The organism is Collinsella bouchesdurhonensis (assembly GCF_900155365.1).
GTDB classification, from domain to species: Bacteria; Actinomycetota; Coriobacteriia; order Coriobacteriales; family Coriobacteriaceae; genus Collinsella; species Collinsella bouchesdurhonensis.
Map to the genome: position 1 here is coordinate 305,963 of NZ_LT699739.1, position 13,874 is coordinate 319,836.

17 protein-coding genes are annotated in these 13,874 nt (G+C 55.0%); 1 reads left to right on the top strand and 16 read right to left on the bottom strand.

Features of this window, described 5'->3' with window-relative positions; all coding sequences use genetic code 11:
* Positions 1-3: 3 nt before the first annotated feature.
* From BQ9843_RS03395 to rpsP, 6 genes are all read right to left on the bottom strand, one after another.
* A complete protein-coding gene (locus BQ9843_RS03395; RefSeq protein ID WP_075843883.1) occupies positions 4-915 on the bottom strand; it encodes a glycine--tRNA ligase subunit alpha in 912 nt (303 codons plus the stop codon).
* Between the two features lie 109 nt (positions 916-1,024).
* The gene (gene lepB, locus BQ9843_RS03400) at positions 1,025-1,585 is read right to left on the bottom strand and encodes a signal peptidase I (protein WP_075843884.1); all 561 of its coding nucleotides are present in this window, start codon (positions 1,583-1,585) and stop codon (positions 1,025-1,027) included.
* A 17-nt stretch (positions 1,586-1,602) separates the two neighbouring features.
* Positions 1,603-2,361, bottom strand: a complete 759-nt coding sequence (gene trmD, locus BQ9843_RS03405) for a tRNA (guanosine(37)-N1)-methyltransferase TrmD (RefSeq protein ID WP_075843885.1) — start codon at positions 2,359-2,361, stop codon at positions 1,603-1,605.
* Positions 2,361-2,894 carry a ribosome maturation factor RimM gene (gene rimM / locus BQ9843_RS03410; protein WP_075843886.1) on the bottom strand — a complete coding sequence of 178 codons (534 nt, stop codon included), beginning with the start codon at positions 2,892-2,894 and terminating at the stop codon, positions 2,361-2,363. The genes trmD and rimM overlap by 1 nt, the downstream gene beginning before the upstream one ends.
* A 3-nt stretch (positions 2,895-2,897) precedes the next feature.
* Positions 2,898-3,143 carry a KH domain-containing protein gene (locus BQ9843_RS03415; protein WP_052445347.1) on the bottom strand — a complete coding sequence of 82 codons (246 nt, stop codon included), beginning with the start codon at positions 3,141-3,143 and terminating at the stop codon, positions 2,898-2,900.
* 62 nt (positions 3,144-3,205) lie between these two features.
* On the bottom strand, positions 3,206-3,559 hold the full coding sequence (rpsP, locus tag BQ9843_RS03420) for a 30S ribosomal protein S16 (protein ID WP_022387436.1): 354 nt from the start codon (positions 3,557-3,559) through the stop codon (positions 3,206-3,208).
* A gap of 186 nt (positions 3,560-3,745) precedes the next feature.
* Here rpsP and dinB point away from each other — a divergent pair, with 186 nt between their 5' ends.
* Complete coding sequence (gene dinB / locus BQ9843_RS03425; protein ID WP_075843887.1) at positions 3,746-5,035, top strand: DNA polymerase IV; 1,290 nt, start codon at positions 3,746-3,748, stop codon at positions 5,033-5,035.
* On the opposite strand, the gene rsfS is transcribed toward dinB, so the two are convergent.
* The 10 genes from rsfS to BQ9843_RS03475 all read right to left on the bottom strand — a co-directional run bounded on the left by rsfS (position 5,032) and on the right by BQ9843_RS03475 (position 13,860).
* Positions 5,032-5,460, bottom strand: coding sequence for a ribosome silencing factor (gene rsfS / locus BQ9843_RS03430; protein WP_229064730.1), 429 nt, complete (start codon positions 5,458-5,460; stop codon positions 5,032-5,034). The genes dinB and rsfS overlap by 4 nt on opposite strands.
* A 14-nt stretch (positions 5,461-5,474) precedes the next feature.
* The gene (gene yqeK, locus BQ9843_RS03435) at positions 5,475-6,095 is read right to left on the bottom strand and encodes a bis(5'-nucleosyl)-tetraphosphatase (symmetrical) YqeK (protein WP_230205570.1); all 621 of its coding nucleotides are present in this window, start codon (positions 6,093-6,095) and stop codon (positions 5,475-5,477) included.
* Positions 6,096-6,101: 6 nt separating this feature from the next.
* Positions 6,102-6,797, bottom strand: coding sequence for a nicotinate-nucleotide adenylyltransferase (gene nadD, locus BQ9843_RS03440; RefSeq protein ID WP_143327613.1), 696 nt, complete (start codon positions 6,795-6,797; stop codon positions 6,102-6,104).
* Positions 6,790-8,190 carry a GTPase ObgE gene (obgE, locus tag BQ9843_RS03445; RefSeq protein WP_075843889.1) on the bottom strand — a complete coding sequence of 467 codons (1,401 nt, stop codon included), beginning with the start codon at positions 8,188-8,190 and terminating at the stop codon, positions 6,790-6,792. The genes nadD and obgE overlap by 8 nt, the downstream gene beginning before the upstream one ends.
* 81 nt (positions 8,191-8,271) lie before the next feature.
* Positions 8,272-8,529, bottom strand: coding sequence for a 50S ribosomal protein L27 (gene rpmA, locus BQ9843_RS03450; RefSeq protein ID WP_022387442.1), 258 nt, complete (start codon positions 8,527-8,529; stop codon positions 8,272-8,274).
* 36 nt (positions 8,530-8,565) lie between these two features.
* A complete protein-coding gene (gene rplU / locus BQ9843_RS03455; RefSeq protein ID WP_022387443.1) occupies positions 8,566-8,937 on the bottom strand; it encodes a 50S ribosomal protein L21 in 372 nt (123 codons plus the stop codon).
* 98 nt (positions 8,938-9,035) lie between these two features.
* The gene (locus BQ9843_RS03460; protein WP_075843890.1) at positions 9,036-9,854 is read right to left on the bottom strand and encodes a TIGR03936 family radical SAM-associated protein; all 819 of its coding nucleotides are present in this window, start codon (positions 9,852-9,854) and stop codon (positions 9,036-9,038) included.
* On the bottom strand, positions 9,851-11,728 hold the full coding sequence (locus BQ9843_RS03465; protein WP_075843891.1) for a TIGR03960 family B12-binding radical SAM protein: 1,878 nt from the start codon (positions 11,726-11,728) through the stop codon (positions 9,851-9,853). Before BQ9843_RS03465 ends, BQ9843_RS03460 begins: the two co-directional genes overlap by 4 nt.
* Positions 11,729-11,739: 11 nt before the next feature.
* Positions 11,740-12,648 carry a YcjF family protein gene (locus BQ9843_RS03470; protein WP_075843892.1) on the bottom strand — a complete coding sequence of 303 codons (909 nt, stop codon included), beginning with the start codon at positions 12,646-12,648 and terminating at the stop codon, positions 11,740-11,742.
* Positions 12,649-12,660: 12 nt separating this feature from the next.
* Positions 12,661-13,860, bottom strand: a complete 1,200-nt coding sequence (locus BQ9843_RS03475; RefSeq protein WP_022387447.1) for an FtsW/RodA/SpoVE family cell cycle protein — start codon at positions 13,858-13,860, stop codon at positions 12,661-12,663.
* Between the last annotated feature and the right edge of the window lie 14 nt (positions 13,861-13,874).

Here is a 13,874-nt window from a genome sequence, read left to right on the forward strand (position 1 = left end):
TTTCTATGCCTCCTTCTGGGACGAAGCGTTATCGGCGGAGCCACAGGCCACTTCGGCGAGATACGACTCGCAGCAGGCCTTCGCGACGGCGCGAACGCGAAGAATGTAATTGGCGCGCTCGACGGCGGACAGGGCTCCGCGAGCGTCAAGGATATTGAATGCATGACTGCACTTCATGACACAGTCATAAGCGGGAAGCGGTAGCTTGCGATCGAGGCAGGAGTGGCACTCAGCCTCATAATCATCGAACTTCTGACGCATCATGTCGATATTTGCGACCTCGAAGTTATATGCCGAGAACTCACGCTCGTTTTCGAGGAAAACGTTTCCGTAGGTCATGGGCGTGCCGTCGGGCAAGTAGCTCCACACGATGTCATATACGGAATTCACACCCTGAACATACATGGCGATACGCTCAAGACCATAGGTGATCTCGACGGGAACGGGGTTGACCTCGATTCCGCCCACCTGCTGGAAATAGGTGAACTGAGTAACCTCCATACCATTGAGCCAGACCTCCCAGCCAAGGCCCCAGGCACCAAGCGTCGGGCTCTCCCAGTCGTCTTCAACGAACCGCACATCATGCTCGTTTGGATCCAAGCCGATAGCCGCCAAAGAATCAAGATAAAGTTCCTGGCTGTTTACAGGCGAAGGCTTAATAAGTACCTGGAACTGGTAATAGTGCTGCATACGGTTGGGGTTCTCGCCATAACGACCATCGGCTGGACGACGGCACGGCTGCGCATAGCAGGCCCTCCAGGAATCTTTGCCCAAGGAACGCAGCAGGGTTGCAGTATGGAACGTACCCGCACCGACCTCGGAGTCATACGGCTGCATGATGACACAGCCTTGTTTTCCCCAATACTGCTGGAGACGCAAGATGATTTCTTGGAACGTGAGAGCGTTTTTCTCCATACCCAAAATCCCCTCGATTCACGATTGGTTCATACGGTTTGCTATGGTAGCCCAAGTGCAGAGCGAATACGCACGGCTCGGGTCAAACTTTTAAGATGATGCGTTATTTCTACAGGGTGCCGAAACGATTCAAGGGCCAGTAGCGCAAAACGACCACGCCGATGATATTCTCCTGGCTCACCGCTCCAAAATAGCGAGAGTCGGCGGAGTTCTCACGGTTGTCGCCCATAACCCATACGCTGCCCTCGGGCACCGTATACGGAAACGTCACCGTTATCCCATCGGCCTGTGCGGCAAGCGGCCAAGACTCCCCTGCCACATACGGCTCATCGAGCACCTGGCCGTCAACATAAAGGACCCCATCTTTCATATCGACAGTTTGTCCTCCAAGCGCGACGACGCGCTTGACAAGCACGTCGTGCTCTGAGCTGGAGTCGGGGTTATGAAAGACGACGATGTCACCCGTGCGCACTCCCCGACCAAGCTCAACCGTTACCTTTTCGGCAAGGACCTGATCGCCGATTTCGATGGTGGACTCCATCGATCCCGTGGGAACCACGTACGGCTCAATGATAAAAGAACGGATGAGAAAGGTTGCGGCGCAGGCAATGACAATGACGATCAGCCATTCGGCAAAACCTCGGAGGAAAGAACCGTTATGCGGCGTCACGATGGCTCCAATTCTCGCTATTCAGAGGGAATAACATGATATCGCTCGATAAGCTCACGGGCAAAACGGGTCTCTTCAGGCGAAAGATCGGCGGTGTCGATAAGATCGGGGCGCCAACGACAAGTACGCTCGATAGCATTCTTCCGCCTCCACGCATCGACCTTCGCGTGATCGCCCGAAAGAAGGACATCGGGGACACTTTTGCCGTTAAACGTTGCAGGTCGCGTGTACTGCTCATATTCCAAGAGCCCGCCGCCCGCCTGCGTCGCAAAGGATTCATCGACATTCGACATTTCGTCACCAAGTGCACCCGGTAAAAGTCGCACAACGGAGTCGGCAACAACCATTGCAGGAAGCTCGCCGCCCGTCAGAACATAATCACCAATGCTCAAGCGCTCATCGGCATACTCATATGCACGCTCGTCCATGCCTTCATAACGCCCGCAAACCATCAAGATACGTTCCTCATGCGAGAGTCGCTCGGCAACTTGCTGGTTGAAAGGGGTGCCGCACGGTGTAAAGAAGACGACATGGGGACGAGGACCCGTGGAGGCGATATCCTCGATGGCTGTGGCCAGAGGCTCAACTTTCATGAGCATGCCCTGTCCGCCGCCGTAAGGCTCGTCATCGACCGTACGATGGCGGTCGTGCGTCCAGTCGCGAAGGTTATATGCATGGAATTGAAAGAGGCCAGATGCCTTAGCACGTCCCAAAATGGATGTCGACATCACGGTATCGAACATCTCGGGGAAAACGGAAAGGGTTTCGATGATCATCAAGCGTCCTCACGTTCGCTCTCGGTAACGATACCGTCCATGATAGAGGTATGGATGGGGCCGTCATCGGGAATCGAATCAATCACCTCATCGATGACAGGAATGAGGAGCTCCCCAAAAGGACCCTCGTCGATAGTCCAAACATCATTTGCCGGCGTGCAGATAACTTCGGTAACAACACCCAGATAGCCGTAACGGGAATCCTGGACCTTTCTCCCAATCAAATCATCTATCGAATGATCAAGGGGCGAAAGATCGAGTTCATCTTCTGCTATAAGAACATAGCATCCGGCAATTGCCTCGGCAGCATCGAGCGAATCGACACCGCTAAAAGAAACGAGCGCCTCAGAGCCACCACACGAAAGAGACCTGATGGAGCAGAATCGATCGCGGTCAAGCGCAGGCGGCGTCAGAGCGCAGGTGAGCCCTTTTTTCAAAAGGAAAGGAAGGCCTCGCAGCGGCGCCACGAGAACCTCCCCTTTTGACCCGTGCGGACGCACCACACGAGCTATGTTGCGATAACGAACAGCCAAGGCTTATCCCAAGACTTCGACTTCGACTGACGTTTCAAGACGCGCAGCAAGTGCGCGCGCAAGCGTGCGAACCGCCTTGATGGTGCGACCATGACGGCCGATCACCTTCGCGACGTCAGGCTCGGCAACGCTAACTTCAATCGTGGATGAATCCTCGCCGTCGATAACCTCGAGGCTCACGGAATCGGCATCATCAACAATGCTGACAACAAGATATTCAACCAAATCGGCAATGCGATCGGAAACCATCTCTTCGTCAGTGCTCGAAACCTCAAGCTCATCCTCGATTGCGTTGAGCTCCTCGGACAACGTTACTCCTCGGTAGCCTCAGCGGCCTCAGCAGCAGCCTCGGCGGCCTTCTTGGCCTCCTCAGCCTCGCGAGCGAGCTGCTTCTTGGACTTCTTGGGGGCAGCAGCGGCCTTCTCGCCCTCGTTGGCGGCCTTCACCAGAGCGGCAACGGCGTCGGTGAGCTGAGCACCCTTGGTCTGCCAGTCGGCGATCTTCTCGAGATCAAGATTGATGGTCTTGGGCGTGGTCAGCGGGTTGTAACGGCCGACCTCCTCGATCAGACGACCATCGCGCGGGCTGCGAGAATCAGCAACGACTACGCGGTAGTACGGACGCTTTTTAGAACCATGACGAGCGAGGCGGATTTTGACTGCCAATGAAAACTCCTCCAACCAAGCAGCTGAGCTGCAACAACAAACAAACGATTTGTAATGATACGCCATCGTTCGGAGCAGGTGAAGTCGTGAGAGAAACTTCTTCGGTATGAACGACAGCGTTTTCATATCTTAACCATGAATCGACAAAATGCAAGGGTTTCCACGTAATCGCGTTATACTTGCTTCATGGATACCGAACATACATACGATTTAGACAACGCATTTGATTCCCTCTTCGGTGCGTGGCGTGGACAAGCCATCGGGCTTTTGGACCTCGACGCTTTCTTTGCAAGCGTCGAGCAGCTCGACCATCCCGAATGGCGCGGCAAACCCGTCATCGTCGGGGGGCCACCCGAGTCGCGCGGGGTGGTGTCGACCGCATCGTATGAGGCACGCATGTTCGGGGTTCACTCCGCAATGTCCTCCGCGCAAGCCCAACGACTCTGTCCTCATGCCTTTTGGACTAAGGGGAATTTCGCTCGATATCGGGAGATGAGCGCTCAGGTTATGGCGATTCTCGCCGATGAGACACCCTATGTTGACCAGGTATCGATTGATGAAGCCTTCTTCGATGTCACCCCGGGCAGATTCAATACCGAAAACCCGGTCGAAATATGCAAGCGTATCTCGGCGCGTGTCTCCAAGCTGGGGATTACCTGCTCCATTGGCCTAGGATCAAGCAAAACAGTAGCCAAAATCGCAAGCGAGCGCGACAAACCCCATGGCCTGACAATTGTCATACCGGGAACCGAGCGAGCATTTTTGAGCCCTCTGCCAGTACGTGCGATGAGCGGAATCGGAGCCGCGGCAGAGCGAATGCTCAACGAACGTGGCATACGAACGCTTGGAGCCATTGCAAGTGCGCGGCAAAGCGATTTAATTGCAGTGTTTGGCGTAAACGCAGACCTCATGCGCGAGCGCGCACAAGGCAGGGAGCTGAGTGCGGTCTCCCCTATCGATGCGCCTGAAGACGTCAAATCGGTAAGCAACGAGCGGACCTTTGCCCATGATCTTATCGAACGTGCAGACATTGAAGCAGCCATTGTGCTGCTTGGTGAATCAATTGCACGCCGCATGCGCCGAAAAGCCCTATTAGGCAATACGGTCACCTTAAAGCTGAAATACAGCTGGGGCGCAGGAAAAACCATTCAACGAAGGCTTCCCCACCCTACCGATGACGAAAACGTCTTTGTGCCCGTAGCCCTTAGCTTGCTTTCGTCGGTTTGGTCTGAAGGCATGCATGTACGCCTGGCCGGCCTTGCCATGAGTGATTTCGACAGCCCTAAAGAAGTCCAAACCGACCTCTTTTGCACGCTTGATGAGCGTGGAGCACAAACCTCTGAGCGCCGCAAGCTATCGGTGACGATAGACCAGGTGCGTGAAAAATTTGGCGAAGGGGCGGTAGGTTTTGGCCGTGCCGCCCGCTTCGATGGCGATATCGTGCGAAAAGATAAGTATATGCACAAAGAGGATTAGACGAGCTCTACGTCGAGCTGGGGAGCATCTCCCCAAAGCTTTTCCAGGCGATAGAAGTCGCGAGCCTCAGGCGTGAAAACGTGAACGACGACCGAACCGTAGTCCATAAGAATCCAGGTCTTCTCGTCACGTCCTTCGATGGAGAAGGGGTGCTCACAAAATGCTTCGGCAACCTTCTCTTCAACCTCGTCAATCACCGCATCGCATTGACGGGCGTTGGAGCCCGTAGCGATAACAAAGTAATCGCAGACATCGGAAAGCTCAGTAAGGTCAAGAACGCAGACATCTTCTGCCTTCTTATCAAATGCAGCTTGTGCTGCACGACGGGCAACGGAGGCAGCGTCGACACCCGAAGACGACAAAGAGGCGGCAGAGCGTTCGGAGTCTACGGCAAACTGGTCGGCGTCGGCAATGGGTGCAGACATATCGATCGAATCGGTCATGCGAATCCTTTCGTAGCATAGGCATTGTAAATGGTAATGGCCGTGGGATAGAGGTAGCGGCCGGTAGAGATGACAAACGAGAGGCCTTGGGAAAAGCACTTGAAAAAAAGGCTTTCAAGGGAGATTTTACCCACAAGGGCACGAAGTTCATCGGCATAATCGCCCTGTCGCATGGGTTCAATAGCATCAGCAATGAATACAACCATATCGAGTGGCGTCATATCAACGGCGGCAACGGTATGACGCGCAATCGCCTGCCAAACCTCTTCAGGGAGCTCGGGAAATATATGAGGCAGCTCTACAGCTGCAACAAGACCATGGAGCAAGGGAGTGCTATAGGTAGGCGATCCCGCAAGTCGAATGCGGTACTGAGCTGCACGCGCCAACAGCTCGCTGTCGTCGAGCACCTTGTCCCAGTCATGGACGAGCCCGGCGGCCTCGGCCAAAAATGAATCGACCCCATACACCTCAGCAAGGTGCGCGGCGGTTCGCGCAACACCAAGCGAGTGCTTATAGCGACGAGGCTTGACCTCTTCCATGCGAACGCTCAAAAGCTCACGCATGCGAGTCAAATAACGAAGCTTTTCATCTTCGGTCGCGTTTTGGATATCGGCCACGATCATTCACCCCTCTCCGACAGTTCTCAGCGTATCCACGCGCTCACGTGAATCTGTATTGTAGAGCCGATTCTTGTGAATGTAGCCAATCACAGGCTCAGAGGTCAGATAGCGCACGCTTTTGCCATGACGAATGCGCTCGCGAATGTTCGTAGAGGAAATTGCCAGAGCGGGAATCTCGATATAGCGAACATTGAACTCGATTCCGCTCGCCTCGATGCACTCGCAAGCATGGTTGATGTCATAACCGGGGCGCGTAGCTGCGATAAACGTAGCAAGCTTGGCCATGCGCTCCGCATCATGCCAAGTCATGATGTCGAGCACGGCGTCGGCACCCGTGATGAAATAGAGTTTGACGTTTAAGGGATAATGCGCCCGCAGCGCCTCGAGAGTATCGATGGTGTAGGTGATGCCCTCGCGATCGATCTCGAATCGACTTGCGTCGAAAGCGGGGTTTGCCGCCGTGGCAAGCAACGTCATAGCATATCGGTCCTCAGCATCGGTAACAGGGGAATTCTGCTTAAACGCCGGGGAGCCGGCGGGCATGAACAGGACGAGGTCAAGCGAAAGCGCCTCCCTCGCCTGCTCTGCAGTTACCAAGTGACCGAAATGGATGGGATCAAAGGTTCCACCCATAATCCCCAATCGATATTCACGTTCAGGATCGGCCCCAAGCTCGGGAAGATGAGAAATGCTACCCATCGATTTCCCCGTCATCGAGAGAGGGTTCGACCGCGAAGTCGGTGTCTTCGAACACTTCGTCCTCAATATCGTCAAGGGCGCCTTCATATGCAAATGAATAGCCCGTAATGCGAACCTCATCGCCCGCGCGACAACCTGCTTTCTCTAAGGCATCGTCGACGCCAATGCGGGATAGACGATGCTGCAGATAGATGATGGCATCCTCATTTTCCCAGTCGGTCTGAACGCACATGCGCTCGATGCCACGACCAAGAACGCGCCAAATACCATCGCCCTCGGGCACAACCCTAAAGCGCCTATCGCGCTCATGGCGGACACGCTCCCACTGCTCGGTATCGACTTCTTCGGCGGGAGCATCTTTGGCAAGCTCCTGTCGAAGCTTAGAAACTTGTTCGCCAACGGAAAACATCAAGGAATTAAGGCCTGCACCGGTTAGAGCCGAAACCGCAAAGAACATATGGCCATCGGCCGTTGCCGCCTGACGAAGAGCGGCGACGCGCTCGGTCATGCCGCTCACATCGCATTTATTGGCAACAACGATTTGCGGGCGCTTGGCAAGCTCAGAGGCATACGCGGCAAGCTCATCGTTGATGACGCGATAGTCCTCAAGCGGATCTCGGTCTTCAAAACTACCGGTAACATCGATAACGTGCATGATAAGCGCGGTGCGCTCGATATGGCGAAGGAACTGATGGCCTAGGCCGCGACCGTCACTTGCGCCTTCGATAAGACCCGGAACATCGGCGACGACATAAGAATAGTCGCCGGCGCGCACCATACCAAGATTGGGAACGAGCGTCGTAAACGGATAGTCGGCAATCTTGGGACGTGCGGCAGACATGCGCGCGATCAAGGACGATTTGCCGACACTTGGCATACCAACAAGGGCGGCGTCGGCCATGAGCTTCATCTCGAGCTCGATCCAATGCTCCTCTGCAGGCTCACCCTTTTCGGCAAAGGCGGGAGCGCGGCGCGTCGAGGTCACGAAATGCGTGTTTCCACGTCCGCCGCATCCACCGGGAGCAACCGTGACGTACTCGCCATCATGCGTAAGGTCGGCGACGACGTACAGAGGTTCTTGCGTATCAGGATCGAGCTCGCGCACGATTGTACCCATCGGCACCTTCAGAATCAGATCTTCACCGCATTTTCCGTCTCGACGCGACCCCTGACCATGTGTGCCGCGCTCTGCGCGGAAATGATGCTTGAAGCGGTAGTCGACCAAAGAAGACAGCTGAGACGTAGCCTGGATCACTACGTTGCCGCCACGGCCGCCGTCGCCGCCGTCAGGACCGCCTTTAGGCACGTACGCCTCGCGTCTAAAGGACATGCAGCCAGCGCCGCCGTCGCCGCCCTTAACGTTGATACGGCAGATATCGGTAAACTGAGACATCGGATACCTTTCTCATAAAAGAAAGACCCTTGTCCTTCGCGGGCAAGGGTCTCCCATAGATGCTTGAGATGAAGGGTGCGATTAAGCCTCGACCAGCGGAAGAACGCTGACGCGATGCTTAACGCCATGCGAGTACTCAACGGTACCGTCGACGAGAGCAAACAGGGTATCATCCTTGCCACGACCGACATTGGCGCCGGGGTGGATGTGCGTACCGCGCTGACGGACGAGGATAGTACCGGTGGTTACGGTCTGACCGGCAAAGCGCTTGCAGCCCAGACGCTGACCACGGGAGTCGCGGCCGTTACGAGACGAGCCAAGACCTTTTTTGTGTGCCATGTCTATTACCTACTTTCTTACAGTTCTCGTGCGAGACTACTCGGCTGCGGGTGCCTCAGCGGCTGCCTCGGTGGTGGCAGCGGCCTTGCGAGCACGCGTCGTGGCCTGGACCTTGGTGATCTTCAGACGGGTAAGCTGCTGACGATGGCCCTTGAGGCGACGATAGCGCTTACGCTTGTGGAACTTGAAGACGAGCTGCTTCTCGCCCTTGAACTGCTCGACGATCTCAGCAGTGACCTTAGCCTTCGCAAGCTTGGCAGGATCGGTAACGATCTTCTTGCCGTCATTCAGGAAAACGACCGGCAGGGTGACCTTAGTGCCAACCTCGCCGTCGATCTTCTCGACGTTCAGAACATCATCGGTGGCGACCTTATACTGCTTGCCGCCAGTTGTAACGATTGCGTACATTATTTTGCCCTTCATGCATCAGTTAGTGCAACAGCCGAATATAGTAACAGGTGCGTATGCACCCGTCAACGAATTGAGAGAAAGAATTCCCTGCTAATTCACAAGGACGGCACATGCGTTGCCGCGACGGGTCTGGACGGCACATCGAACACCTCGAGTACGGGTCTCAGTGTAGCGTTTTCGTCCTCAATATGCTGAGAAATCCGACAAACATCATATCGTTCGATAGAAATAAGGTCTTGAATACCCGTCGAGACAATCGGCTCGGACGCAAATGGTCCCCCAACAAGACGTCGATCGAGCGCGGCGAGAAGAATCTCGGGGCGAAGCGCCCCCTCATTGGAAACACGCGTGTCCAACGTGAGAACCATCGTTTTGGCATCTTCGCGGGCGACGTCAAACGAAGCGATGGTGCCCGCAAGATCAAGCTTCTTGAACTTGCGTCCGCGCTGATACTCGATCGGACCCTCCGAGAGCAACGTATCGATAATACCGGCAATGGCTTCGCCACGCGATTCGTAGGCGGCGGCCATATGGAGCATAACGCGATATTCGCAACGCGTAATCTGCGCCGTGAGCGCCGGTGCCTTGACATCGATATATGCAGCGAGGTCGGGAGCCAAATCGGCCGGAGAGGCCGCGTGAAGGCGCTCAAACGCCTCTGGGACAGGAATTAAGTCGGTCAAGAACAGGTCGTACCATTCACAGGTCGAACTCGTGCCCACGGGGAGTGCCGAGGAAAACCCGACACGCATATGGGGCGAGAAGCCCTGGGTCACCGCATAGGGCAACCCCGCCCTGCGCACAATACGCTCGATAGTATGAATGACCTCCAGGTGGCCCAGATAGGCCAGGCGCCCCGTCTTGCGATAGCGCACGCGCAAGCGGAACAGAGATTGTGCATTAGGGTCGCTCATCCGCGCTCACCCACCAAAACGTTCGAGGCATGAATCGTAGGACAGATTCCACAACCGGTGCACGAGGTACGCGTACAGTCGGGTGTGGTCTCACCCTCAAGGGACTTTCGGTATTCGCGTTCAAGAAAACCGCGTTTGACACCGGGGCTCACATGCTCCCAAGGAAGGCGCATGTCAAGATCGAACGGCGTCGAAGCCACGGCGCGAAGATCGATGCCAAGCTCGGCAGCCGCATCCTCCCAACGCGAAAGATCAAACTGCTCAGTCCAAGCGTCAAAGCGCGCACCGCGCTTCCAGGCACCGACGATAAGAGGCGTGATATCCCTGCCACCACGAGAAAGAACCGCCTCGAGAAGCGAAGTGTCCGCATCGTGATAGTGCACACGAACAGCACGGTTTCTAACACTGGCAAGCAGCAGCTGCTGGCGACGTTTGACCTCTTCGTCAGGCGTCTGAGCACACCACTGGAACGGAGTTTGCGCTTTGGGGATAAAAACGGAACATGAAATGGAAACGGATACATTTCCACGCTGGGCCTTAGGAACAACCTCGCGAGCGAGCTCATAGGTCTTATCGGCGAGATTCGCTATGGCGACGATATCCTCGTCACGCTCACCAGGCAAACCCATCATGAAATAGAGCTTGACGCGACGCCAGCCGGCTTCAAAGGCGGCGCGAGTTGCGCGCTCAAGATCGTTCTCGGTCACGTTTTTATTGATAACATCGCGCAAGCGCTGACTACCCGCCTCGGGAGCAAAGGTGAGACCGCCCTTCTTCTCCCCCGCCACCTGCAGCGCCATGTCGACACCAAAGGAATCAAGACGCTGGGAAGGAATGGACACACGAATACCGGTATCGGCAAGACGACGATTGAGACGCGCCAGAATCTGCGAGCAGCAAGAATGATCGGTCGTTGAAAGCGAGGTGAGAGAGACCTCATCGTAGCCGGTGTCCTTAAGGCCCCCCATGACAGCAGAGACAACCTGGTCGGGAGTGCGCTCGCGCACAGGTCGATATGTGATGCCTGCCTGACAAAAACGACATCCACGGGCACAACCGCGCAGCACCTCAACGGAAAGACGGTCATGAACGAGCTGCGCATAGGGCATCACGGTTTGCGGGACCGGGTTTGTCGAGGAGAAATCGGCAATGACGCGCTTGTACACAACGGAGGGAACATCCTCCCCCTGCTTGGGCACCACGTATCCATGCTCTGTACAGGGACCATCATGGCATTCCTCGTAGAGTGCCGGTACGTAGGTGCCGGGCACAAGCGCAAGCGCACGAAGAATTTCGATACGAGAGGCGCCAGCATCTCTTAGGCGCTGATGTGTACGGCAAACTTCAACTAAGGATTCCTCGCCCTCGCCAATCAAGATGGCATCGAAAAAAGCCGCGACCGGCTCGGGATTGTAAACGGAAGGGCCGCCCGCAATGATAAGCGGATCGTCTTCATCACGATCTTTGGCAAAAAGCGGAATGCCCGCAAGATCGAGCGCTTCAGGATAATTTGTACAGGCCATTTCATGCGGAATATGAAAGCCCACGACATCAAACGAAGCGAGCGGTGCCGCCCCCTCAAGGGAAAGAAGGGGCACATTGGCTTCACGCATGGCATCGGCCATATCGATCCAGGGCAGATAGGCGCGCTCGCAGGAAATGCCCTCCTGATGGTTCAAGATGTTATACAGGATGGTAAGACCTTGGTTGGGCAAACCGACCTCGTAAACATCGGGATAGATCAAGCAGGCACGGTAATCGGCCTCTGCAGAACTAAGCGTGCCCCATTCATGATCGATATAGCGGCTCGGTTTTTCAACGCGAGCAAGCAGCGGTTCCAAGTCACTGAATCTGTCTTCGTATGGAATTCTCACGATACAATCCTCTAGGCGGTCATGTCGACCGCGTCTTGCTGAACATCCTTGGTCGATAGATTGCGTTTAACAAAAGAAACGAACGAAGACACAGCGTCATTCGCACGCGAATAATCGATATCGCTTTCGTACAGGGAGCAAAGCGCCCGACCCATAGCATAGGTGCCGCCAGCGGCCATAACGGCCTTGACAGCGAAGGCATAATGTCCGGCGCTACGACAGAGTTGGCGAGTAATCGCACGCACCCCCAAGCCGGATGCGAGAATGCCCGCCGCATCGTAGACACGATCAAAGGAAAGCGGCTTACCAAAGATCGAAGCAAGCTGGATCATCATGCCGATTTGGGCCGCCACCATAACGGGATAATCAGCCCCCGGAACAAAGACGAGGGCACCCGTCGCCATATTGGTGAGCATACTCGAGGTGACAACACGATTTGCGGCGGCAATGCGCATGAAGGGGAAGTTTGCCGCAAACGCCGTCTGCTTTTCCGTGTGATCGAGAATCCAGCGGGCGAGGGTTTCGAGAAGCGTGGTCTCATCCGTCGCCGAAACAAGACCGAGCATCTTTGTATCCTGTTCGATAAACGGCACCTCAACGCTCGATTCGCAGAGAACAGCCACAGGAGCACCGGCGATAACAATGCGCTGCACGGCGTCTTGCAACGCATCGGACCCACACGTCAGAACAAGCACGATGTCGGTATCGCGTTTCAGCGCAGCATCAAAATCGGCAATACGCGATACGCGAACGATAGCAGAGGTGGTTTGCGGGACAAACGCATCGCGCACCGTCTGGATAAGAAAAGGCGTCGCCGTATCGTCAACGATAACCGCAACACGTACGGGATCGTCAGATTGTTTAACCGTTGTAGCACCGAGCTTTGCCATATCGGCGATTTTATTCAAGGGAACACGCATAAGCGCTCCTTTCTACCGGGCCTGCGTGCGATGTCTCCATATGGATTGTACGATACCGACGTTAGCAAGCTGCATCAGCATCGAACTCGAACCAAAGCTAATAAAAGGCAAAGGAATGCCGGTGATTGGCATAAGCCCAATGCACATGCCCACATTTTCAAGAACTTGAAACGTCCAAATGCCCACAATGCCAACGGCAACAAGGCGCAAGAATAAAGAGTCGCTCTTGTAGGCAACACGGATCGTCGAAAAAATCAAAAGGGCAAACAGAGAGAGCAGCAACAGGTCTCCAACAAATCCGAACTCTTCGGACGTAAGGGCAAAAATAAAGTCGGTGTGTGCTTCCGGAAGAAAACCCGAAGCAGACTGCGTCGCATTTCCGATACCCTTGCCAAAAAAGCCACCGGAGCCAACGGCGATAAGCGATTGCATCAGGTTGTAACCCGCACCCGTGGTATCAGCCGTAGGATCGAGAAAGACCAGCAAACGATTCATCTGATAGGCCTTAAGCAAGACATCGCGCCCCACAATGCTATCAACCAGCGAATCCGCAGCAAGCAGCAAGGCAACGAGGCCAATAAGGATGGCGATGGTCGAAAGCACCCACTCCCTACGCGGGCCGCTCATCATAATGATGATGGCACCAGAGAAAAAGACAACGAGGCCACTTCCAAGGTCGCCAGCGATAAGCACGCAGCAAAACGGAATGGCAAGCATGCCGCAGAGCTTCACATAATTACGAACGGAATCAATGCGACCGTTATACTGCGCTCCAAGCGCGGCCACGATAAAGACCGTGATGATTTTGACAAGCTCTACCGGCTGAAATGTCAAATGGATTAAAGGGATCTGAATCCATCCCGTCATGCCCTTCGCGCTGTAAGAAAGGCCAGGAACATAGGGCAAGAAAATGACGATGATATCTATGACCATAAGGACGGTCGTGATATTGGAGAGGCCGCGAAAATCGGTCTTCCAGCAGAAAAGGGCAAGGATGGTACCCAAGCCAATACCAATCAGGTGCCGCGAAAAAGATGCGGCAGAAATGGTAAGAGAAGCAGTCCAGATAATAAGACAGCCAAATGCAACAAGGCCCGCGGCACCAAAGAGGACAGGAAGACTGATCTGACGACGCAGTGAACCGCGCGCCTGGCCTATTCGTTTATTGACATGCTTCAATGCATCTTTTGTCGAAACTGCGCGTTGAGCCATGGGTCTCCCCTCCT